This window comes from Candidatus Competibacteraceae bacterium (genome assembly GCA_016713505.1).
Classification (GTDB): Bacteria; Pseudomonadota; Gammaproteobacteria; order Competibacterales; family Competibacteraceae; genus Competibacter_A.
Window position 1 is genome coordinate 280334 of record JADJPA010000001.1, and the last position, 20081, is coordinate 300414.

General features: G+C 60.1%; 20 protein-coding genes. 12 read left to right on the forward strand and 8 right to left on the reverse strand.

Annotated elements, in window-relative coordinates:
- Positions 1 to 60 precede the first annotated feature (60 nt).
- The 5 genes from IPK09_01445 to IPK09_01465 all read left to right on the forward strand — a co-directional run bounded on the left by IPK09_01445 (position 61) and on the right by IPK09_01465 (position 4761).
- The gene (locus IPK09_01445; protein ID MBK7982277.1) at positions 61 to 936 is read left to right on the forward strand and encodes a branched-chain amino acid ABC transporter permease; all 876 of its coding nucleotides are present in this window, start codon (positions 61 to 63) and stop codon (positions 934 to 936) included.
- Positions 933 to 2036 carry a branched-chain amino acid ABC transporter permease gene (locus tag IPK09_01450; protein ID MBK7982278.1) on the forward strand — a complete coding sequence of 368 codons (1104 nt, stop codon included), beginning with the start codon at positions 933 to 935 and terminating at the stop codon, positions 2034 to 2036. The genes IPK09_01445 and IPK09_01450 overlap by 4 nt, the downstream gene beginning before the upstream one ends.
- Positions 2014 to 2784, forward strand: coding sequence for an ABC transporter ATP-binding protein (locus IPK09_01455; protein MBK7982279.1), 771 nt, complete (start codon positions 2014 to 2016; stop codon positions 2782 to 2784). The genes IPK09_01450 and IPK09_01455 overlap by 23 nt, the downstream gene beginning before the upstream one ends.
- Positions 2781 to 3515, forward strand: a complete 735-nt coding sequence (locus IPK09_01460; protein ID MBK7982280.1) for an ABC transporter ATP-binding protein — start codon at positions 2781 to 2783, stop codon at positions 3513 to 3515. Before IPK09_01455 ends, IPK09_01460 begins: the two co-directional genes overlap by 4 nt.
- A 157-nt stretch (positions 3516 to 3672) precedes the next feature.
- Positions 3673 to 4761 (forward strand): substrate-binding domain-containing protein, encoded by a 1089-nt coding sequence (locus tag IPK09_01465; GenBank protein ID MBK7982281.1) that lies wholly within the window; start codon positions 3673 to 3675, stop codon positions 4759 to 4761.
- An 87-nt stretch (positions 4762 to 4848) separates the two neighbouring features.
- Here IPK09_01465 and IPK09_01470 read toward each other — a convergent pair whose 3' ends face one another.
- Entirely contained in the window at positions 4849 to 5292 is a 444-nt protein-coding gene (locus tag IPK09_01470) for an NUDIX hydrolase (GenBank protein MBK7982282.1), read from the reverse strand.
- 15 nt (positions 5293 to 5307) lie between these two features.
- Positions 5308 to 5919 (reverse strand): DUF3365 domain-containing protein, encoded by a 612-nt coding sequence (locus IPK09_01475; GenBank protein ID MBK7982283.1) that lies wholly within the window; start codon positions 5917 to 5919, stop codon positions 5308 to 5310.
- A 131-nt stretch (positions 5920 to 6050) separates the two neighbouring features.
- Here IPK09_01475 and IPK09_01480 point away from each other — a divergent pair, with 131 nt between their 5' ends.
- The gene (locus IPK09_01480) at positions 6051 to 6380 is read left to right on the forward strand and encodes a 4a-hydroxytetrahydrobiopterin dehydratase (GenBank protein ID MBK7982284.1); all 330 of its coding nucleotides are present in this window, start codon (positions 6051 to 6053) and stop codon (positions 6378 to 6380) included.
- Positions 6381 to 6403: 23 nt separating this feature from the next.
- Here IPK09_01480 and IPK09_01485 read toward each other — a convergent pair whose 3' ends face one another.
- On the reverse strand, positions 6404 to 7363 hold the full coding sequence (locus IPK09_01485) for a glucokinase (protein ID MBK7982285.1): 960 nt from the start codon (positions 7361 to 7363) through the stop codon (positions 6404 to 6406).
- 220 nt (positions 7364 to 7583) lie between these two features.
- Here IPK09_01485 and aceA point away from each other — a divergent pair, with 220 nt between their 5' ends.
- The 4 genes from aceA to IPK09_01505 all read left to right on the forward strand — a co-directional run bounded on the left by aceA (position 7584) and on the right by IPK09_01505 (position 12505).
- On the forward strand, positions 7584 to 8876 hold the full coding sequence (gene aceA / locus IPK09_01490) for an isocitrate lyase (protein ID MBK7982286.1): 1293 nt from the start codon (positions 7584 to 7586) through the stop codon (positions 8874 to 8876).
- Positions 8877 to 9051: 175 nt separating this feature from the next.
- Positions 9052 to 10650, forward strand: coding sequence for a malate synthase A (locus tag IPK09_01495; GenBank protein MBK7982287.1), 1599 nt, complete (start codon positions 9052 to 9054; stop codon positions 10648 to 10650).
- Between the two features lie 87 nt (positions 10651 to 10737).
- Positions 10738 to 11253, forward strand: a complete 516-nt coding sequence (locus IPK09_01500) for a WbuC family cupin fold metalloprotein (GenBank protein ID MBK7982288.1) — start codon at positions 10738 to 10740, stop codon at positions 11251 to 11253.
- 22 nt (positions 11254 to 11275) lie between these two features.
- Positions 11276 to 12505: an MFS transporter gene (locus IPK09_01505; protein MBK7982289.1), complete on the forward strand. Its 1230-nt coding sequence runs from the start codon at positions 11276 to 11278 to the stop codon at positions 12503 to 12505.
- 58 nt (positions 12506 to 12563) lie between these two features.
- On the opposite strand, the gene IPK09_01510 is transcribed toward IPK09_01505, so the two are convergent.
- The gene (locus tag IPK09_01510) at positions 12564 to 13142 is read right to left on the reverse strand and encodes a hypothetical protein (protein MBK7982290.1); all 579 of its coding nucleotides are present in this window, start codon (positions 13140 to 13142) and stop codon (positions 12564 to 12566) included.
- 139 nt (positions 13143 to 13281) lie between these two features.
- Entirely contained in the window at positions 13282 to 13791 is a 510-nt protein-coding gene (locus tag IPK09_01515) for a protease inhibitor I42 family protein (protein MBK7982291.1), read from the reverse strand.
- A gap of 66 nt (positions 13792 to 13857) precedes the next feature.
- Between IPK09_01515 and IPK09_01520 the strand changes: the two genes are divergently transcribed.
- Positions 13858 to 15426, forward strand: a complete 1569-nt coding sequence (locus IPK09_01520; GenBank protein MBK7982292.1) for a 4-hydroxyphenylacetate 3-hydroxylase — start codon at positions 13858 to 13860, stop codon at positions 15424 to 15426.
- Between the two features lie 94 nt (positions 15427 to 15520).
- On the opposite strand, the gene icd is transcribed toward IPK09_01520, so the two are convergent.
- Entirely contained in the window at positions 15521 to 17287 is a 1767-nt protein-coding gene (icd, locus tag IPK09_01525; GenBank protein ID MBK7982293.1) for an isocitrate dehydrogenase (NADP(+)), read from the reverse strand.
- A 176-nt stretch (positions 17288 to 17463) separates the two neighbouring features.
- Here icd and IPK09_01530 point away from each other — a divergent pair, with 176 nt between their 5' ends.
- Complete coding sequence (locus IPK09_01530; GenBank protein MBK7982294.1) at positions 17464 to 18393, forward strand: hydrogen peroxide-inducible genes activator; 930 nt, start codon at positions 17464 to 17466, stop codon at positions 18391 to 18393.
- On the opposite strand, the gene tsaA is transcribed toward IPK09_01530, so the two are convergent.
- Together tsaA and corA are read right to left on the reverse strand one after the other, a co-directional pair.
- Positions 18326 to 19099: a tRNA (N6-threonylcarbamoyladenosine(37)-N6)-methyltransferase TrmO gene (gene tsaA, locus IPK09_01535; GenBank protein MBK7982295.1), complete on the reverse strand. Its 774-nt coding sequence runs from the start codon at positions 19097 to 19099 to the stop codon at positions 18326 to 18328. The genes IPK09_01530 and tsaA overlap by 68 nt on opposite strands.
- Positions 19100 to 20071, reverse strand: a complete 972-nt coding sequence (gene corA / locus IPK09_01540) for a magnesium/cobalt transporter CorA (GenBank protein ID MBK7982296.1) — start codon at positions 20069 to 20071, stop codon at positions 19100 to 19102.
- Positions 20072 to 20081: the final 10 nt, after the last annotated feature.

Genomic DNA, 20081 nt, shown 5'->3' on the forward strand with positions numbered 1-20081 from the left:
CCGACGGGCCGCCTTTCTTGTTAACCGGCGGCAAGGTGGGTGACGACATTGAGCGAAGGGATCGTCTACTGGTTGCAGCAAACGCTGAACGCCCTGCAACTGGGCAGTATCTATGCGTTGATCGCTCTGGGCTACACCATGGTCTACGGCATTCTGACCATGATCAATTTCGCTCACGGCGACGTGTTCATGGTGGGGGCTTTTTTTTGCTTCCTGGCGGCGGTTTATCTAGGGCTGCCGTTCGCGCCGACCTTGCTGCTGACCATGCTCGGCACGGCGTTGCTGGGGGTTTTGATCGAACGGCTGGCCTACAAACCCCTGCGCCATGCGCCGCGCGTGTCGGCCATCATCACCGCGCTGGGCGTAGGTATCTTTTTGGAAAATTTTACCCTGGCCTTGGCGCCCTATCCCAAGCACATTCCTCCGCTTTTAGAGAATACCAACTGGGATTTGGGTGGGGTGTCTCTGTCTTCGTTGCAGGTGATCATCATTTTCCTGTCGCTGGGCCTGATGTTCCTGCTGGATTATGTGGTGCATCGCACGTCGGTGGGCATGGCGATGCGGGCGATTTCCTGGGATAAGACCTTCGTGCCGCTGATGGGCGTACCGGTGAACCTGATCGTTTCCATCACCTTCGCCATCGGCGCCGGATTGGCCGGGGCGGCCGGCACCATGTACGGCCTCGCCTACCCGGTGATCGACCCCTACATGGGGATCATGGTCGGTTGGAAAGCCTTCATCTCGGCGGTGGTCGGCGGGATCGGCAACATTCGGGGCGCGATGATCGGCGCTTTCATCCTGGGCGGCGTCGAGATCATGGTGGCGGCGTTCCTGCCGTCCACCTACCGGGACTTTGTGGCCTTCGCCCTGTTGCTGGTGTTGCTGGTGGTCAGACCCTACGGCATTTTGGGTTCGCCTCGGATACAAAAAGTATGAAAAGCGCCTATATCGAAAGCCGGGACTGGCTGGCGGCGCAACGCTGGCTGTTGCCGGTCTTGATCCTGCTCGGTTTCGGGCTGGCCTTCGCGATTCCCGAATACAATCTTTTCAATAAGTACGTCCAGTTGGTGATGATGTATGTGGGCATCAACATCATTCTGGCGGTGAGTTTGAATTTGGTGAACGGCTACATGGGCGAGTTTTCGTTGGCCCATGCCGGCTTCATGGCGGTCGGCGCCTACACCGCGGCCTTGCTGTCCATGAAGGTGCTGCCGGTGGCGGCCTACCCGGCGCTGTTTCCGCTGACGATACTGGCCGGGGGTTTGGCGGCCGCCGTGTTCGGGCTGATCGTGGCGGTGCCCTCCTTCAAGACCCGGGGCGATTATCTGGCGCTGATCACGCTGGCTTTTCTGATGATCGTCAAATCGCTCATTGAAAATATCGATGCCATCGGCGGGCCGCGCGGCATCCCCGGCATCCGCAGGCTAACCACCTTGCCCTGGGTGTTTTTCTGGGTGGTGGTCACCGTCTGGGCGATCCGTAATTTCGTCTATTCCAAATACGGGCGTGGGGTGCTGGCGGTACGGGAGGACGAGATCGCCAGCGACTTGATGAGCGTCGACACCCGGCGGGTGAAGTTCCTGGCGTTTACCGTCTCCTCGTTTTTCGCGGGGATCGCCGGCGGGTTGTTCGCCCATTTGCTGCAATTCATCAGCCCCCGCGTGTTCGACATCATCAAGACCACCGACATCCTGATCATGGTCTACTTGGGCGGAATCGCCTCGATCGGTGGTTCGATTCTGGGCGCCACCGTCTACACTGTCTTGCTGGAGCTGTTACGGCCCTCCACGATGGCGAGTTTGCTGGGCTGGTTGCCCGCGATCGTATTCGATCCGCTGAACGAGTATTTCATCCGCCATCTCGGCGTATGGCGGATGGTGGTCATGCCGCTAGCGCTGGTGCTGGTAATGATCTTCGCGCCGCGCGGCATCATGGGGTTGCGGGAGTTGCGCTGGTTGGTGCCCAAGCGGGATTCGGACGCGCACCAGCGCGGCGCCGAGAACGAGAACGAACATGACATTGCTCGCGGCCAGTAAGGTCAAACATTACTTCGGCGGTCTGTGCGCGGTCTCCGACTTCGATCTGGCTCTCCAGGCGGGCGAGCTGGTGGGCGTCATCGGACCCAACGGCGCGGGCAAGACCACGATCTTCAACCTGATCACCGGCGTCTATCGGGCAACCGAGGGCAGCATCCGGTTCAAGGGGATGGAGCTGGTGGGCAAGACCCCCCATCAGATCACCGCGTTGCGGATCGGCCGCACTTTCCAGAATATCCGGCTGTTTCGGGATTTGTCGGTGCTGGATAACGTGCGGATCGCCCATTACGCTCAAGCCGATTACAGCCCGCTGGAAGCGTTATTGCAGATCGGCCGTTACTCGCGCGAGGAGCGGCGCATCATCGAAAATTCCCGACGGCTGCTAGCGATTTTTCACTTGGAGGCGATGGCCGGCGAGACCGCCAAGAATTTGCCCTACGGCTTGCAGCGGCGTCTGGAGATCGCCCGCGCGCTGGCCATCGGACCGGAGCTATTGCTGCTGGACGAGCCGGCGGCGGGGATGAACCCTAATGAAATCGACCGGCTGATGGAGTTCATTCTGTGGATTCGCAAGGAATTCAAGCTGACCATTCTGCTGATCGAGCACCAGATGAAACTGGTGATGGGCATTTGCGAGCGCCTCAAGGTCTTGGATTTCGGCCAGACCATCGCCGATGGAACGCCGGAGCAAATTCAGAACCATCCCAAGGTGCTGGAAGCTTATCTGGGGGAGGGACCGGTGGGATGAACGGCGAAACGGTCGAGCAGGCAAGCAAGCTGTTGGACGTCCGCGATCTGGTGGTGAGCTACGATGGGATCAAGGCCCTGCAAGGCGTTTCATTTTGGGTTAAGAAAGGCGAGATCGTCACCTTGATCGGCGCGAACGGCGCGGGCAAGACTTCCATTCTGCGAGCTGTTTCGGGCCTGGTGAATTATAGCGGCAGGATTTCGTTCGAAGGCCAAGACTTAAAGCGCGTTCCCGCGCACCGAATCGTCGGTTTGGGCATCGCCCAAGTACCGGAAGGCAGGGGAATCTTTGGCAACTTGAGCGTTTTGGAGAACTTGCGGCTGGCAACTTGGCAGCGCACGGATAAAAGCGACATCGAAGCCGATTACGACCGGGTTTTTCAAACCTTCCCTCGGCTCAAGGAGCGCCAGCATCAGGCGGGTGGAACCTTGTCCGGCGGCGAACAGCAAATGCTGGCCGTGGGCCGGGCGCTGATGAGCCGGGGGCGCCTGGTGCTGCTGGATGAGCCTTCCATGGGTTTGTCGCCGCGCTTGGTCCAGGACATCTTCCGAATCATTGAAGCCATCAATCGGGCCGGCACCACTATCCTGTTGGTGGAACAAAACGCCAACATGGCGTTGCGCATTGCGTCCCGCGCCTACGTGCTGGAGACCGGTTCCGTTATACTGGCTGGTACGGGTCGGGAATTATTGGGAGACGAACGGGTCAAGGAAGCGTATTTAGGCGCTTAACTGTGATACCAAGCCCGTTGCTTCAAGCCAGAAAGTAACGAATCAACTACAGTTGAATTTTAGAATTTGTGGCGTTTTACTAGAAAGGTCCGGCTGATTATTTACGCCTGTTCGCGCTCGTGTTTGCCAGAGAGAACAATCCTTGAGGGACGCTACCATGCTTGGTTTTACCAGAGAGAATCATCTTGAAGGGCGCTACCAGGCCATGCTTGAGAAAAAAGCCCTTATCGTCATTATCATGGCAGTCTTTACGGCCGCTGGCGCTGGTGCCCAAACCCCGCCTGATCGTTTCACCGTCGCTGGTGGTTTTACTCCTATACCATTAATGATAAAAGTAGGCGAGCAATTTGTCAGTAAAGCCCCGCAATATAAACCTCCGCAGATTTTATATAATGATACAACGACTGGTTTTAAGCTTTTTTGCGCGGGAGCCGGGCCCGAAACACCGAGTATAAATACGGGTACCCGTAATGTTCGACCGGCTGAACTGGAGCTGTGCGATAAAAATGGCGTCAATGAGATCGTTCGGATTAATCTGGGACGTGACGCGCTTGTTGCCGCTCAGGCTGCGGGCGGTAGACTTTCCAGTTTGAGCCGAAAGGAGCTCTTTTTGGCTGTCGCCAAAGATGTTCCCGACCCAAAAGATAATGCAAAACTGATTGCCAATCCTTATAAAAGCTGGAAGGATATCAATCCCGCCCTGCCGGATCTCAAGATTCAAATACTGGCCCCGGAGTCGGGTATCGGCCTTCATCAAACCTATATAACATCCATCGTATCGCCGGGTTGTAGACAAATCGATGCGTTTAAGGCATTAGAAACCAGTAACCCAAAAGACTTTGAGGCCGTCTGCAAGAGTTTTCGCAAGGATGACGCCTATAATGAGTACACTCGCACTCCTTCCGCTATTCAAGAATTGAAAAACAAGCCAGATATTTTAGGCATTGTGGCGTTGACCATGGTGTTGAGAGATAATTTAGTCACTTTATCCTTAGACAAGATGGAGCCGACCCTTATCAATGTTTCTCGGAATACCTATGGCCTGACATTTCCAATGTTCGTGTTTATCAAGAAATCGCATGTAGGGCTTATTCCGGGCCTTAAGGAATATTTGGCTGAACTGACCTCGGATGCCGCCATGGGCACGACAGGATACTTCTATGATATGGGCGTCATTCCATTGCCGCTGGTCGAGCGAAAACAAATGCGGGCGGATGTCGAAACATTGAAAGTGCTGTCCAAATAGCTTGGTGATTGGCGCTACCGGCCAGTAGCCGGCGCCTTCTCAACAAACAGCCCAGCAGTGGAAGCTTGGCTTGAGGCTTCGGGACTTTCAAAGATAAGTGAACACATTCAAGGGATGGCGTTTCCCCGCCAGATAATCATCGATACAACGTAACACCAGGGGGCTGCGCAATTTTGGTCCCAAGGCGACGATTTCCTGGCGGGTCAACCACAGCGCCCGTTCGATACCCTGATCGAGCGGTTGGTCGGGATGATGCTGCAAGGCGGTGCCGACAAAACAGGTGCGCACGAAGGTATGACCCTTGGGATGAGTCCAATAATAGACGCCGACGATGGCGTCGATTTGAACTTCCCAAGCCGTCTCTTCCAGGGTTTCGCGAATGGCCGCCGCCGCCAGCGTTTCGTGCTCGTCCAAATGGCCGGCGGGTTGGTTGTAAACCAACCCGTCACCGTCGGCGTACTCCTCGACCAGCAGAAAGCGGCCATCGCGTTCGACGATGGTGGCGACGGTCAGGTGTGGTGACCAATCCATGCAATGTCCTTTCTATCAGGGAACCGGCGCGGCCAGGGTGAACGCGCCGCGCAGGTCGCCTTCCTTGAAACCGCGCGCCTGATCGTTCGGATACAGTTCCTTCAGCTTGGCCTCCACCTCGGCCTCGATGCTCTCGCCGTGACATTTCACGCAGAGCGCGGCGGTGGGGATGGCTTTCATGTAGCGAAACGTTTTTTTGCCTTGATCGTCTTCGATCACCGCGGCAAATTCCAGCGAATCAGCAGGTTCGCCTTGTTCCTTGCGGGCTTCGAACTGTTTGAGCACCGCCAGTTCCCAGTTGTCCGGCGCATTGTCGGGATTGCGGATTTTCAGGCTGGTCCGACCGATCAGGATGCCCTTTTGCTGAGAAAAATCCGTGGCGATTTGTCCGGCTTTATCGTGGCAGACGCTGATGCCGTTGGCTGGACCGCCGTTATCGATGGCGTGTTGCAGGGCCTCTTTCAAAGCGGCGCCGAATTGTTGAGCCGCTTCCCGGCTGGCGATGATTTCGGGCGGCGTTTTTTCCGGGGATTTCTTCGGGGGCGCGGCGGTCCCTAAGTAGGGAGCCAGTGCGATGCCGGTAGCCAGCAGCATTACGCCCAGGGCGGGAATTGAAACGAATCGCATGTGCGGATTCTCCCTGTTGGGTCGATACTTTGGCAACAGTATAGGTGAATCGGTCTCACCTGTGGATTGTCCCCAATTTGGCCGTTCTCATTCAAGGTTTTAATACCGGAAAGCCAATAGCGAGGTGCCTGATGAATCTGTCCGAGAAGCTGTGTGTCCCTTGTCGCGGCGGCATTCCGCCGCTCGCGCTGGCTGAGGCTGAAACCTTGTTGGAGCAAGCACCGGGTTGGCGGTTGCTGGAAAACGGCACCCGGTTGGAGCGCCAGTTCCGCTTCAAGGATTTCGCCGCCGCGTTGGCGTTCGTCAATCGAGTCGGCGAACTGGCGGAACGGGAAGGGCATCATCCCGACCTCGGTTTTGGTTGGGGGTACGTCAACGTGTTGCTGTATACCCATAAAATAAAAGGTCTGCACGAGAATGATTTCATCGTGGCGGCCAAGATCAACCAACTGCCCGCCTGATGGACGTGCGTCTGATCGAACCGTCAACCCAGCGCCGCCGCCGCGCCTCTTAATGCCGGATTGGCGGCGGTGATCACCCAAGTCGGGATGGCGGCCAGATACGCGCTGAACCGGCCTTTGGTTTCGAAGCGCGCTCTGAACGAGGAACGATCGAACAACTGTCCCAAGCGGGGAACGATGCCGCCGCCGATATAGACGCCGCCGCGCGCGCCCAAAGTGATCGCCAGATTGCCCGCCGCCGTGCCCAGCGCGCCGCAAAACAGTTCCAGCACCTCGATGCAATGCGGGCAGCTTTCCGCCATGGCCCGGTCGGTGATGTCGGCCGGGGCCAGATTTTCGGCCCGCCAGCCTTGGATTTCAGCGAGCGCGGTGTAGGCGTTGACCAAGCCGGGCCCGGACAACAGCCGTTCGGGTGAGACATGGCCGAAGCGCTGCTGTAAGACTTGATAGACCGCCCATTCCCGCGCGTCGGAGGCGGAAAAGGTGACATGGCCGCCTTCGGCTTCCAGCGGAATCCAGTGGTTGCCCGACCATACCAGCCCCGATACGCCCAAGCCGGTGCCCGCGCCCAACAAGGCGATGGGGGCCTTTTCAACCGTCATGCCACCGCCGACCGCCCGGCGTTCGTCCGGACCGAGCAGCGGCAGCGCCAGCGCCAGCGCCGTGAAGTCGTTCAGAATCACCAGTCGTTCTAACCCCAACGCCTGACGGGCCGCCTCCGTGGAAAACGACCACGGGCTGTTGGTGAATTGAATCCAATCGCCGGTGATAGGCGTAGCGACGGCGACGGCGGCGCGCCGCGGACGCGGTTCTGGAATATCGCGCAAATAGGCGGCGGCGGCCTCAATCAAATCGGGATAGGCGGCGCCGCTCAGAATGCGCTCGGCGCTAATGCGACCATCCGGCGCTGCCAGGGCGAAACGAGCGTTGGTGCCGCCGATGTCGGCGATCAAATCCGGGGTCTTGGTCGTGTGCTGGGTCATGGCCGGTTTCCTGCCGATTGAAAGGGTGCGCTGATGCGAGGGTGGGGGCAGTCAAGATGTAATCAACTTGTAAAATGTTGCATAGCGGCATTAAGATAACCACAATTTCTCGATGTGCCTTCAATTCTACGACATAAAATCGTGCGGGGCTTTTTCGAAAAATCGCAGCGAGCAGGTTTTGAGCCACAATGCCATAAACCCCCAAAGAGGATAGAAAAAAATGTCATTTCTAAGCGTTGAACAACTGAAAAAAGATTGGGCCGAGAATCCCCGCTGGAAGGGCATCAAGCGCGGCTACAGCGCCGAGGATGTCGTGCGGCTGCGCGGCAATCTACCGGTCGAGTACAGCCTGGCGCAACGAGGCGCCGAAAAGCTGTGGAATCTGATCACCACCACTCCCTACGTCAACTGTCTGGGCGCGCTGACCGGCGGTCAGGCGATGCAGCAGGCCAAGGCCGGGGTCAAGGCGATTTATCTGTCCGGCTGGCAGGTCGCCGCCGACAACAACACCTATATGTCGATGTATCCTGATCAGTCCTTATATCCGGTCGATTCGGTGCCGGTGGTGGTCGAGCGCATCAACAACACCTTCAAGCGCGCCGACGAAATTCAATGCGCCCGCGGCATCGGGCCGGGTCAAAAAGACTTCGTGGATTATTTCCTGCCCATCGTCGGCGACGCCGAAGCCGGTTTCGGCGGGGTGCTGAACGCGCATGAGTTGATGAAGCGGATGATTCGCGCCGGGGCGGCGGGCGTCCATTTCGAGGATCAACTGGCCTCGGTCAAGAAGTGCGGCCACATGGGCGGCAAGGTGCTGGTGCCGAGCCAGGAAGCGGTACAGAAATTGATCGCCGCCCGCTTGGCGGCGGATGTTTACGGGGTTCCGACGGTCCTGTTGGCCCGCACCGACGCCGAAGCGGCCGACCTGTTGACCAGCGACTGCGACGAGAACGACAAGCCGTTTTGCACTGGCGAACGCACCGTCGAAGGCTTCTACAAGACCAAGAAAGGTCTGGATCAGGCGATTTCGCGCGGCCTGGCCTACGCACCCTACGCCGACATGGTGTGGTGCGAGACCGGCACGCCCGATCTCAACTTCGCCAAGAAATTCGCCGAAGCCATCCAGGCCAAGAATCCGGGCAAGATGCTGGCCTACAACTGCTCGCCGTCCTTCAACTGGAAGAAGAATCTGGACGACGCCACCATCGCCAAGTTCCAGCGCGAGCTAGGCGCGATGGGCTACAAATACCAATTTATCACTTTGGCCGGTATCCACAATATGTGGTACAACATGTTCGATCTATCCCAAGATTATGTGAAGCGCGGGATGTCGGCCTATGTCGAAAAGGTGCAAGAGCCGGAATTTGCGGCTCGCGACCGGGGCTACACCTTCGTCAGCCACCAGCAAGAAGTCGGTACCGGCTACTTCGACGACGTGACCACCGTCATTCAGGGCGGCGTATCCTCGGTGACCGCGCTGACCGGTTCCACGGAAGAAGAGCAGTTCCACTGAGCGTTGTAGCCGCCGTCCGCCGCTGGTGAGGCCGATGGCGGAGGTTGCGTCTGACTCATTGCCCGGAGAGGTCTCTCTCCGGGTTTTTCGCGTTGGGACGCCAGTCTTTTTCAATGCAAAGGCCGTATTTCCTTATAATCATTCCTTGTACCCCCATTCCTTCGAGGAGCGATCCGTGAGCCTCAACCTACCTGCTGGCGTGCAAGTGAACGCCCCGCTTCATCCCCGTTTCGACGAAATTCTGACGCACGACGCGCTCGCCTTGGTCGCCAAGCTGCACCGAGCTTTCGAACCGCGCCGTCAGGAATTGTTGAAAAAGCGCATCGAGCGTCAAGCTCGCATCGACGCCGGCGAGATGCCCGATTTTCTGCCCGAGACCCAGCACATTCGTCAAGGCGATTGGAAGATCGCGCCGCTGCCGAAGGCGTTGGAGCGCCGCCGCACTGAAATCACCGGTCCGGTCGAGCGCAAAATGATCATCAACGCCTACAACTCCGGCGCTGATTCCTACATGACCGACTTCGAGGATTCCAACAGCCCCAACTGGTACAACCAGATTCAGGGCCAGGTGAATCTGGTCGACGCCATCCGCCGCAATCTCAGTTTCGTCAATGAAGCCGGTAAGGAATACAAACTCAACGACACCATCGCCACGCTGCAAATTCGCCCGCGCGGCTGGCATCTGGACGAGAAGCACATGCTGGTGGACGGCCAGCGCGTCTCCGGCGGCATCTTCGATTTCGGGCTGGTGTTCTTCCACAACGCCAAGGAGCAGATCGCCCGTGGCGCGGGACCGTTCTACTACCTGCCGAAGATGGAAAGCCATCTGGAAGCGCGGCTGTGGAACGACATTTTCTGCCTGGCGCAGGACGAACTGGGGATCCCGCGCGGCACCATCAAGGCGACCGTGCTGGTCGAGACCATCCTCGCGACCTTTGAAATGGAAGAGATTCTGTACGAACTGCGCGAGCACAGCGCCGGCCTTAACGCCGGGCGTTGGGATTACATTTTTAGCTGCATCAAGAAATTTAAGAAGAATAAAAACTTCTGTCTGGCCAATCGCGGCGCGATCACCATGGAAGTACCGTTCATGCGCTCCTACGCGTTGCAACTGGTCAAGATCTGCCACAAGCGCGGCGCGCCGGCGATGGGCGGGATGTCGGCGCTGATTCCGATCAAGGATGATCCGGTCGCCAACGAAAAGGCGCTGGCCGGCATCCGTCACGACAAGACCCGCGACGCCAACGACGGTTTCGACGGCGGTTGGGTGGCCCATCCCGGCCTGGTGCCTATCGCCCACGAGGAATTCGTTAAGGTGCTGGGCGACAAGCCGAATCAATGGCAAAAGCAGCGCGACGAAGTGTTCGCCGCCAAGGATTTTCTGAACTTCAATCCCGAAACGCCGATCACCGAGGCCGGTCTTCGCAACAACATCAACGTCGGCATCCACTATTTGGGTTCGTGGCTGGCGGGTAACGGCTGCGTGCCGATTCACAACTTGATGGAAGACGCCGCCACCGCCGAAATCTCCCGCTCGCAGGTCTGGCAATGGGTGGTCAGTCCCAAGGGTACGCTGGACGACGGCCGCAAGGTCACCGCCGAACTGGTGCGCGGACTGATTCCCGAGGAGTTGGCGAAGGTCAAGAAGACGGTCAGCGCGCAGGGCGAGGCTACCGCGACCTACGAGCAGGCCGCCGGCATTTTCGAGAAGATGTCACTCGATCCGAACTATCCGGAGTTCCTGACCCTGCCGCTGTATGAAGCGATGGATTGAACTGCCTTTGACGGGGTTTGCCGTAAGACGACGCTCGGGAAACCGGGCGTTGTTTTTGCGTGGCGAACCCACACTGACAATATGGTCATGCCCGATGCTATAAAGCTCTACAGCGCCGCGACATTAGACGCCCTAAGCGCGGAGGCGGCTCGTTTGCCGCGTCTGCGCAAGAATTTGAACGTGCATCCGGGGTTGGAAGACCCCATCCAACGTTTGTTCAATGCGTTGGAGCCTGGTACTTATGCCCGCCCGCATCGCCACGCGCGCGATAGCGGTTGGGAGTTGATGGTGGTGGTGCGGGGTGCGTTCGCCGTGCTTTTTTTCGACGATGCGGGCCGGATTCTGACACGCGTTGACCTGCGCGCCAATGAGGGCGCTTGTGCGGTGGAAGTTCCGGCCCGCGCTTGGCACTGCGTGGTGAGTCTTGCACCCGGCACCCTCATGTTCGAGGTCAAACCCGGACCGTATTCACCGGTCGAGGACAAGGATTTCGCGGCCTGGGCGCCGCCCGAGGGTGACCCGTGGGCGCCGGCCTGGGTGGGTTGGTTCGAGACCGCGCTGCCCGGCGATCGGATGGGACATCAGTTCGTCTTTTGCTCCTGAGCTGCTTTAGACGCATCAAGTGATGACCTTATCCACCCCAAACGGCTTCAGCGCGCTGCGCCATCGAAATTTCGCCTGTTACCTCTCCGCCCGCTTGCTCGGCACCATCGCCGTACAGATGCAAAACGTGGCGGTGGGCTGGCAGGTGTACGCCATCACCGGCAACGCGCTCGATCTGGGTTTCATCGGTCTGGCGCAGTTCGCGCCTTTTTTTCTCTTGGTGCTGGTAGCCGGTCAGGCCGCCGATCAGTTCAACCGCCGCGCCATCATCATGGTGTGTCATGCCGTCGAGCTGAGCTGCGCGCTGAGTCTGTTGCTGTTTACGTTGAGCGGTTATCGATCGCTGTGGCCGGTATTCGCGTCGCTGGTGCTGTTCGGTGCGGCCCGCGCGTTTCGGATGCCGACCAGCCAGGCGATTCTGATGAATCTGGTGCCGCTGCAAAATTTTGGCAACGCGGTGGCGATCAGTTCTTCCACCTTTCATGTCGCGGTGATCGTGGGGCCGACCGTGGGCGGTCTGCTGTATCTGTTCGGGCCAGCCGTGGTGTACGGCGCGGCGGCGCTGCTGTTTCTGCTGGCGTTGCTGCTGATGAGCCTGGCGCGCATCGCGCAACCGGCGGTTCGGAAGGAAACCCCGAACTGGAACACCTTGCTGGAAGGCTTGCGCTTCGTGGGGTCGCGGCCGGTGGTGCTAGGCGCGATTTCGCTGGATCTGTTCGCCGTGTTGTTCGGCGGTGCGACGGCGCTGTTGCCGGCTTATGCCAGCGATATCCTCCAGGTCGGCCCGCAAGGTTTGGGTTTGCTGCGCACGGCGCCGGGCGTCGGGGCAGCGGTGATTTCCATCCTGTTGGCCTTCAAGCCGATGTCGAGCCGGGTCGGCTATTGGATGTTCGGCGGTGTTGGCCTGTTCGGCGTGGCCACCATCGTGTTCGGGCTGTCGGAACGCTTCTGGCTGTCGCTGCTGGCGCTGTTCGTGCTCGGCGCCAGCGACATGATCAGCGTCTACGTCCGCCATTTGCTGGTGCAACTGGAAACGCCGGATGCGATTCGGGGCCGGGTCAGCGCGGTCAACGCGGTGTTCATCGGCGCCTCCAACGAATTGGGGGAATTCGAATCGGGGGTGACCGCCGCCTGGTTCGGTCTGGTGCCGGCCGTCGTGTTGGGTGGAGTTGCGACGCTGGTGGTGACCGCCGCGTGGATGTGGCGCTTCCCGGCACTGCGGCGAACGGATCGCTTTCCGGGAAGCGTTTGAAGGGTTAGCGAGAGGATGCCCTCTCCGACGGACGAGCGCGGGATTTGCCGTCAGCCGCTTAGCGTCTTCTTTTCCGGTGTAGCTGCACCGGCTCCACGGAAGTGGCCAAGGCCTGGACGTAACTGGCCCTCAAGAGATCTCCGACCTTGAGCGTGCTGATATCGATATCGTCGGGAACTTTCATCGTCACCGCGTCTTGCGTGCTTTGCAGCGTGATGCGGCGGTTTTTTTGATCCACGGCAGTGACCTTGCCGATGATCTCGGCATCGCCGCGCATCATGCTCGCTGGTTTCTGGCCCGGTAGACCGCTCGCCGCCGGTTTTTCGAGCTTGACCGCCAACGCCTCGTAATACGTCAGCTCCACCGGAGTACCAGCCTTGATTTGCGCTAGGTTGCGGACTTCCGCATCGACTTTAATGGTGCGAAGTTTGTCGCCCTGGCCCTTCAATACGAGTTCCCGCCTTTCAAGATCGAGCGCTTGCACGAAACCCGTACCCGTTTTCTTATCACGGAGTTCCGGTTGCGCGTAGGCCGGCGTCGCGATGGTTTGGGTCCGTTGTTGGGAGGGCGCCATCGCGCAACCGCTCGCCAGCATGACGCCCAACACGCCCAAAGCCGCAAAGAAAGGTTTTTTCATATTGATCAATCCCAGGTTATTGGTTTGTATTGAAGAATCTCAGGATCAAGGACAGCTATTATCGCAGCGCGCTTTTTGCCAAATTGTAGGTTGGAGCGGCTCGATCATACGCTACGGCGACGGAGGTTTCAGCGTTTTTTCAAGGTATTATCTTTAGAACGAAGGCATAGCGTTCGGTGGTCGACCCATCGCCGTCCCAGAAGCGCCAGTATTTCAGCTTCAGGGTAACCTCGCCGGGTTGCTGGGTGATAAAAGTAAAGATTCGCCGGCCACGAGCACCGATGAAGCCATCGGCTGGTTCGTCATAGGCGGTTCCGTCCAGCGCCAGCAGACGCCGGTCGGTTTCGTCGATGGCCCAGGTGTAACCGGTGCTGGGGTTCTCCGGCAACATCACCTTGAGACGTTCGCCGATTCGCAACTCGGCGGTTCGGTTGTCGTCGGCGCGTTGCACCACCAACACGCCATTCTGGCGCGTGCCGGCCGGCGGAGCGGCAGGTTTGGTCTCCTTTTTGAGCGCGCAGCCCGCAACCAGCGAAGCGGCCAACAGCATCAGCAGGATGATGAACGCGGTAAAAGGGTGGGGCGAGAATCTAGGAATGGCGGGCATCGGTCGAACGGAGTCGGTGGCGGTGGTTGTGGAACGGGTCATCGAATCGCGCCACATACTACCTTAGAACTCAGGTTTCCACGAAGCGTCCTAAATCGGGAGAGCGAGATGCACCTATCGGGTCTTGAGTATCGGGAATCGCTGCGGCGCTATCAGCCCACTGTTTTTGTGAGCGGCCGCCGGGTCGAATCGGTCGCCGATGAGCCGCTGTTGGCGCCCGGCATCGCGGGCGTGGCGGTCACCTACGATTTCGCGCTGCGCGAGGAATTGGCGCCCTGGCTGCGAGCGCCCGCCATCGGAGGCGGCACGGTGAACCGCATGATCGCCATTCCGCGCGACACGCGGGATTTACTGGACAAACTGGAGGCGGTGCGGCTGGTTTGTCGGGAAACAGGTTGCGCCCAACGTTATCTGGGCGGCGACGGGCTGGCGGCGATCCAGCAAGCGACCCGGCAACTCGATGCCGAAACCGGCGGTGAGTATCACGCGCGGCTGCTGGAGTATCTGCGCCATGTCCAAGAGCACGATCTGACCCTCGGGTTGGCGATGACTGACGCCAAGGGCGACCGCTCGCTGCGGCCGCACGCCCAGCCGAATCAGGATGCTTACCTTCGGATCGTCGGGCGGGACGCCGAGGGAATCCGCATCTCTGGGGTCAAGGCCATCGTCACCGGCGCGCCTTACGTTCACGAATTGTTGGTGATGCCAGGTCGGGCCATGACCGAAGCGGATCGGGATTTCGCGGTGTGCTGCGCCGTGCCGGTGGATGCGGCCGGGCTGACCATCATCGCCCGTCCCGCCGGTCGGCCCGGTGAGGCCGCCGCCAAGTTCAGCGCCAAGTACGGCCAATCGACCGGCGTTTGTCTGTTCGATCGGGTGTTGGTACCGTGGCAGCGGGTTTTCCTGGCCGGCGAATGGCAGCATTCGGAGCAGTTTACTTACTGCTACGCCACCCAGCACCGCCATACGTGCATCGGCGCGCGGGCCGGTTTCGGGGATTTATTGATCGGGGCCGGCGCGCTGATGATCGAAGCCAACGGTCTCGACCCAGAACGCGCCCCAGCGCTGCGCGAGTCGATGGTAGAGCTGATCAAACTGGTCGAAGGCTTCTACGCTTGCGGCGTGGCCGCGTCGGTGTACGCCGAAGTGGATGGGTCTGGCGTCGCGCTGCCCGAACCGGTGTTCGCCAACATCGGTAAGCTCCTGTTGGCGACCCAGATTTACGACATGCATCGCCTGGCCCACCAGGTGTCGGGCGGCTTGGTGGTCGCGTTGCCGGGTCCTGATGAAGACCACAATCCGGCTACCGCCGGCCGCATTTCGGAAGTGCTGACCGTCCGCTCCGACATTCCCTACGCGCGGCGGATCGAGGTGGCTCGCTTCATCGAAGACCTGACGGCTTCGTATCAGGGCGGCTGGTATTCGGTGATCAGCCTGCACGGCGGCGGTTCGCCGGAGGCGATGAAACGGGAGATTTACCGGCGCTATCCCATCGAGGAGCGGGTGGCGCTGGTGGAGCGGCTGCTCGACCGGGGCGTTCATCATGACGCTAGCGATCCTCGCTGGTTCGGCCGCCAGCCCGGACGCTGCTGCACCAGCGGCTGCCGGGGTTCGGAGCCGTTGCTGGCTGGGCCGGTAGAGGCGGGCAGCGCGGCGGTCCATGATGTTCGGTGCTGACGTTCCTCTGAGTAGGGCGCTGGAGCGGCGCTCCCAGTCAGCCCGCGGGCTGCGCTGAGAGCGCCGCTGTCGTTGCGGCATCAGCGGGTTTGGATCAAGCGTCCGCTCCCCAGCCAAAGACTTCCACCGTGCGGAACAGATCGTTTTCGGTCACCATGCCAACCGGCGTGCCGTCCACTTCGACCACGACCCGGCGGACATTGGCCTCAGCCATCCGCTTGGCCGCGCCGGACAGCGACATTTCCCGTTTGGCCGTCACCAGAGGCCGCGTGGTGACTTCGCTTACTCTGACCTGCGCCGGCGAACGGTTTACGCTGATGATCTTCTTCAGCACGTCACGATCGGTCATGATGCCCCATTGACCGCTGGCGTCCGGCTCGACCATCACCGCGTCCACCCCTTGCTCGACCATGGTGTGCATCGCGGCGCTGACCAGCGCGTCGTTCTTCACCGTCACCACCGACGACATAATATTGCCGATGGTGGTCGGCATGTGGCCGGAGGCGATCATCGCTTGGACGGGATCGGCCACGCGGGCGGCTTCCAAGACCCGACGCGATTCTTCCTGGTGCTGGCGGCGGTGCTCGATTTCCTTGCGCAGGATCGGCCCTTGCTCCCGCATCTTGACGATCAACAGGTCGCCGAACTTACTGGTCGGCACTTCAGTGGCGCCAGTCATCTGCCGGGCGAAGTCGTAAGTGACGGTTTTGTCGGCGATCACCCGCGCCAGCGCCGACTCGATCAGTTCGGCGGCCTCGGTCCAACCCATGTATTGCAGCATCATGACGCCCGACAGCATCAGCGAGCCGGGGTTCACCTTGTCTTGATTGGCGTACTTGGGCGCGGTGCCGTGAGTGGCTTCGAACACGGCCACGTGGTCGGCCATGTTGGCGCCCGGCGCGATACCGATGCCACCCACTTCCGCCGCCACCGCGTCGGACAAGTAGTCGCCGTTGAGATTCATGGTGGCCAACACCGAGAATTCTTCCGGCCGCAATTGCAGCAACTGAAAGATGATGTCGGCGATACGGTCCTTGATGACCACCTTGCCGGCCGGCTGCTTGCCGCCGTACACGCTGTATAACTCGTCCTCGGTGATGGTGTGATCGGGAAATTCGTCGCGAGCGATTTCATAACCCCAGTTTCGGAAGGCGCCTTCCGTGAACTTCATGATGTTGCCCTTGTGGACCAGGGTCACGCTGTCGCGGCCGTGGTCGATGGCGTACTGAATGGCTTTGCGCACCAGCCGCTTGGAGCCAAACGCCGAAATCGGTTTGATGCCGAGACCGGCGTCGTCGAAGAACTCGGCACCCATTTCCTCGCGCAGGAACTTGGCCAGCTTGGCGTTTTCCGGCGTGCCGGATTTGTACTCGATGCCGGCGTAGACGTCTTCGGTGTTTTCGCGGAAGATCACCACGTCCACCTTCTCGGGGTGGCGCATGGGGGAGGGTACGCCGGCGTAGTAGCGCACCGGCCGCACGCAAGCGTACAGATCCAGATCCTGGCGCAGCGCGACGTTCAGCGAGCGGAACCCACCGCCGATCGGAGTGGTCAGGGGACCCTTGATGGCGACGACCAGTTCCTTGATGGCTTCCAGGGTTTCGTCAGGGAAATAATTGCCATCGTAAAGCCCGGCCGCTTTCTCGCCCAGATAGATTTCGCACCAGTGGATCTTGCGCTGGCCGCCGTAGGCTTCCTCGACCGCCGCGTCCCAAACGCGCAAAGACGCCTTGGTGATGTCAGGACCGATGCCGTCGCCCTCGACATAGCCGAGGATAGGTTGATCCGGGACTTGCAGCTTGCCGTCTTTGATCGAAATTTTCTCGCCGCTGGTGGGGATGCGGATATGCTTGTACGCCATGAAGCCTCCAGACGCTAATGGATTTCCACAGGATTGCTTGAAGTGCGCGCGTGCTTGAAGATGCTGCGGTCAAACGCGGAAAAAACCTAAATAACCTACACGCAAACGCGGCCGCTGTCCACGTTGACCGGCCGGGCCGCTCGCCGTTCGATAGCGCACCATTCGATATTATCTTTATGACTCTAAACGAATTACGCTACATCGTCGCCGTCGCCCGCGAGCGGCATTTCGGCCGCGCCGCCGAAGCCTGCCACATCAGCCAACCCACGCTGAGCGTGGCGGTGCGCAAGCTGGAAGATGAATTGGGGGTGACCCTGTTCGAACGCGCGCCCGGCGAGGTGACCGTCACCTTGGTCGGCCGGCGCATCGTCGAGCAAGCGCAACGGGTGCTGGAAGCCGCCGCCGCCGTCAAACAGCTCGCCAGTCAAGGGCAGGACGAGCTGACCGGCAGGTTGCGGCTGGGGGTGATCTACACCATCGGCCCTTATCTGCTGCCGCATCTGATTCCACGCTTGCGCCGCCGGGCACCCAACATGCCGTTGCAGATCGAAGAAAACTATACGGCGGTGCTGAACGAGCGGCTCAAAGACGGCGAGCTGGATGTCTTGATCCTGTCGTTGCCTTTCGACGAGCCGGGAGTGGCGACTCAATCGGTCTACGAAGAACCGTTCGTGGTGCTGGTGCCGACCGGCCATCCTTTGGAGCAGGCGGAGCAGATCGACGCAACGCTGCTGGCTCAACAGGATTTGTTGTTGCTGGGGCCCGGTCACTGTTTCCGGGATCAGGTCTTGCGGTTTTGCCCGGAATGTAACCGGTTGGGCGTCGGTTCGGACAACATGCAGCGGACCTTGGAAGGCAGTTCGCTGGAGACCATTCGGCTGATGGTGGCGACCGGCATGGGGGTCACCGTCCTGCCTTACACCTCGGTCAGCGGTTATGCGCAAGTCAGCGATCTGCTCGGCGTGCGGCCGTTCGCGCCGCCGCCGCCGACGCGGGTCGTGGCGCTGGCCTGGCGCAAGAGCTTCCCGCGCCATCGCGTCATCGATCTGTTGGATGAGGCGATCCGAGCCTGTCCGCTGGGGGAGGCGGTCCGGTTGCTGGCGTAGGCGGCGGGGTGAGCGTCGGTGCGATCTCCGTCACATAAGCCATCGCGCCGCGCATTTCCCAGCGCACGTCGAAGTCCAACAGCTTCATGCCGTAAGGTCGGGGTGCGGGATCGATTCCCTCGTAGGCCGGTCGCGGGTCTTGACTCAGTAGTTGCGCGATCAGCTCTCTCAAATCACCCTCCCGCCAAGTCGCACAGACCGCCAGCGCCGCCGGGCTGAACTCTACCGCCACTGCCGAGGGCGGCGCATCGCTCGCAAAACCGCCGGTCGCGGTCGGAATGCAATCGGCGTAGGGCACATAAGGTTTGAGGTCCAGCACCGGCGTGCCATCCAGTAGATCGATACCCGCCAGATGCAAGATGACGCTGCCCCGCTCGATGGTCACGCGCTCCAGCCGCACCGCCGACAGACCGAGGGGATTGGGTCGGAAGGTGGAACGAGTGGCGAAAACCCCCAAGCGCCGGTTGCCGCCCAGGCGCGGCGGTCGCACGGTCGGTTGCCAGCGCCCGGCCGGAATGCCGTGAAACACGAACACCAGCCAGACGTGGGAGAAACCTTCCAGGCCCCGCACCGCCGCCGGCTGGTTGTACGGCGGCAGCAGCTCCAGCGTCGCCCGCGCCGCTGGAGCCAGCCCCGGTTGGCGGGGTATGCCGAACTTCTGGCGAAAGCAGGAGCGGACGACGCCGATAGGAGCCAGATGAACCATCTACAGCCATCCTGATTTCTTCAGTTTCCAGTACAGCAGCAGGCAGGCGACGGTGACGCTGCCCATCACCATGGGATAGCCGTACTGCCATTCCAGCTCGGGAAACCAGCCTTTGAAGTTCATGCCGTAAATGCTGAAGATCATGGTCGGCGCCGCCAGCAGCGCGCCCCAGCCGGCCAGTCGCTTGGTGGCGTCGTTCTGGCGGGCCCCGGCCAGCGACAAGCTGATTTGCAGGGCGAGCGCCAGCGTTTCGCGAGTGGCGTCTATGGTTTCGTTGATGCGCAGCGTGTGGTCGTAGACATCCCGAAAATAGGGGCGAATATCGTCGGAAATATAGTCGTTGAACACGTCGGTCAGCAGATAATTGCACACTTCGACCAGCGGCGCGATGGCGCGGCGCAACCCGACCAGATCGCGTTTGAATTCGTACAAGCGGCTGATGTCGCCTTCATCGAAATCGCCCTTAAAGAACCGTTCCTCCAGGTCTTCCACCGCGTCTTCGATACCGCTGAGAATCGGGAAATACTGATCCACCACGAAATCGAGAATGGCGTATAGGGCGAAACCCGGCCCCTTGCGCAACAGGTTCGGAGCCTTTTCGCAGCGGGCGCGCACCGGCGCGTAAGCCAGCGAAGCCCCATGCCGTACCGTCACCAGATAGTGCGGGCCGACGAAGATGTGGGTTTCGCCGAAATCGAGCTTGTCCTCGGTGGCTTGCGCGGTACGCAATACGATGAACAAACAATCGCCGTACAGTTCCACCTTGGGCCGCTGGTGGGCGTGGTGGGCGTCCTCGGCGGCGAGTTCATGCAAGCCGAACAATTGCTGGACTCGCGTCATCAGGGCTTCGTCGGGTTCGAACAGCCCTAGCCAAACGAAGGTGTCCGGCTGCTGCCGGATCGCTGGAATCTCTTCCAGGGCGATGTTGTCGAGCTTGCGGCCAGCAATGTAGGCGGTGCAATTGACGATCATCGCCCTGGCC

Excerpts from the sequence above, each read along its gene's own strand:
- IPK09_01520 (MBK7982292.1), top strand. The coding sequence starts at position 13,858 with ATGCACCTATCGGGTCTTGAGTATCGGGAATCGCTGCGGCGCTATCAG.
- corA (MBK7982296.1), bottom strand. The coding sequence starts at position 20,071 with ATGATCGTCAATTGCACCGCCTACATTGCTGGCCGCAAGCTCGACAAC.
- IPK09_01465 (MBK7982281.1), top strand. The coding sequence starts at position 3,673 with ATGCTTGGTTTTACCAGAGAGAATCATCTTGAAGGGCGCTACCAGGCC.
- IPK09_01460 (MBK7982280.1), top strand. The coding sequence starts at position 2,781 with ATGAACGGCGAAACGGTCGAGCAGGCAAGCAAGCTGTTGGACGTCCGC.
- IPK09_01505 (MBK7982289.1), top strand. The coding sequence starts at position 11,276 with ATGACCTTATCCACCCCAAACGGCTTCAGCGCGCTGCGCCATCGAAAT.
- tsaA (MBK7982295.1), bottom strand. The coding sequence starts at position 19,099 with ATGGTTCATCTGGCTCCTATCGGCGTCGTCCGCTCCTGCTTTCGCCAG.
- IPK09_01500 (MBK7982288.1), top strand. The coding sequence starts at position 10,738 with ATGCCCGATGCTATAAAGCTCTACAGCGCCGCGACATTAGACGCCCTA.
- IPK09_01480 (MBK7982284.1), top strand. The coding sequence starts at position 6,051 with ATGAATCTGTCCGAGAAGCTGTGTGTCCCTTGTCGCGGCGGCATTCCG.
- IPK09_01475 (MBK7982283.1), bottom strand. The coding sequence starts at position 5,919 with ATGCGATTCGTTTCAATTCCCGCCCTGGGCGTAATGCTGCTGGCTACC.
- icd (MBK7982293.1), bottom strand. The coding sequence starts at position 17,287 with ATGGCGTACAAGCATATCCGCATCCCCACCAGCGGCGAGAAAATTTCG.
- aceA (MBK7982286.1), top strand. The coding sequence starts at position 7,584 with ATGTCATTTCTAAGCGTTGAACAACTGAAAAAAGATTGGGCCGAGAAT.
- IPK09_01470 (MBK7982282.1), bottom strand. The coding sequence starts at position 5,292 with ATGGATTGGTCACCACACCTGACCGTCGCCACCATCGTCGAACGCGAT.
- IPK09_01510 (MBK7982290.1), bottom strand. The coding sequence starts at position 13,142 with ATGAAAAAACCTTTCTTTGCGGCTTTGGGCGTGTTGGGCGTCATGCTG.
- IPK09_01455 (MBK7982279.1), top strand. The coding sequence starts at position 2,014 with ATGACATTGCTCGCGGCCAGTAAGGTCAAACATTACTTCGGCGGTCTG.
- IPK09_01485 (MBK7982285.1), bottom strand. The coding sequence starts at position 7,363 with ATGACCCAGCACACGACCAAGACCCCGGATTTGATCGCCGACATCGGC.
- IPK09_01515 (MBK7982291.1), bottom strand. The coding sequence starts at position 13,791 with ATGACCCGTTCCACAACCACCGCCACCGACTCCGTTCGACCGATGCCC.
- IPK09_01530 (MBK7982294.1), top strand. The coding sequence starts at position 17,464 with ATGACTCTAAACGAATTACGCTACATCGTCGCCGTCGCCCGCGAGCGG.
- IPK09_01450 (MBK7982278.1), top strand. The coding sequence starts at position 933 with ATGAAAAGCGCCTATATCGAAAGCCGGGACTGGCTGGCGGCGCAACGC.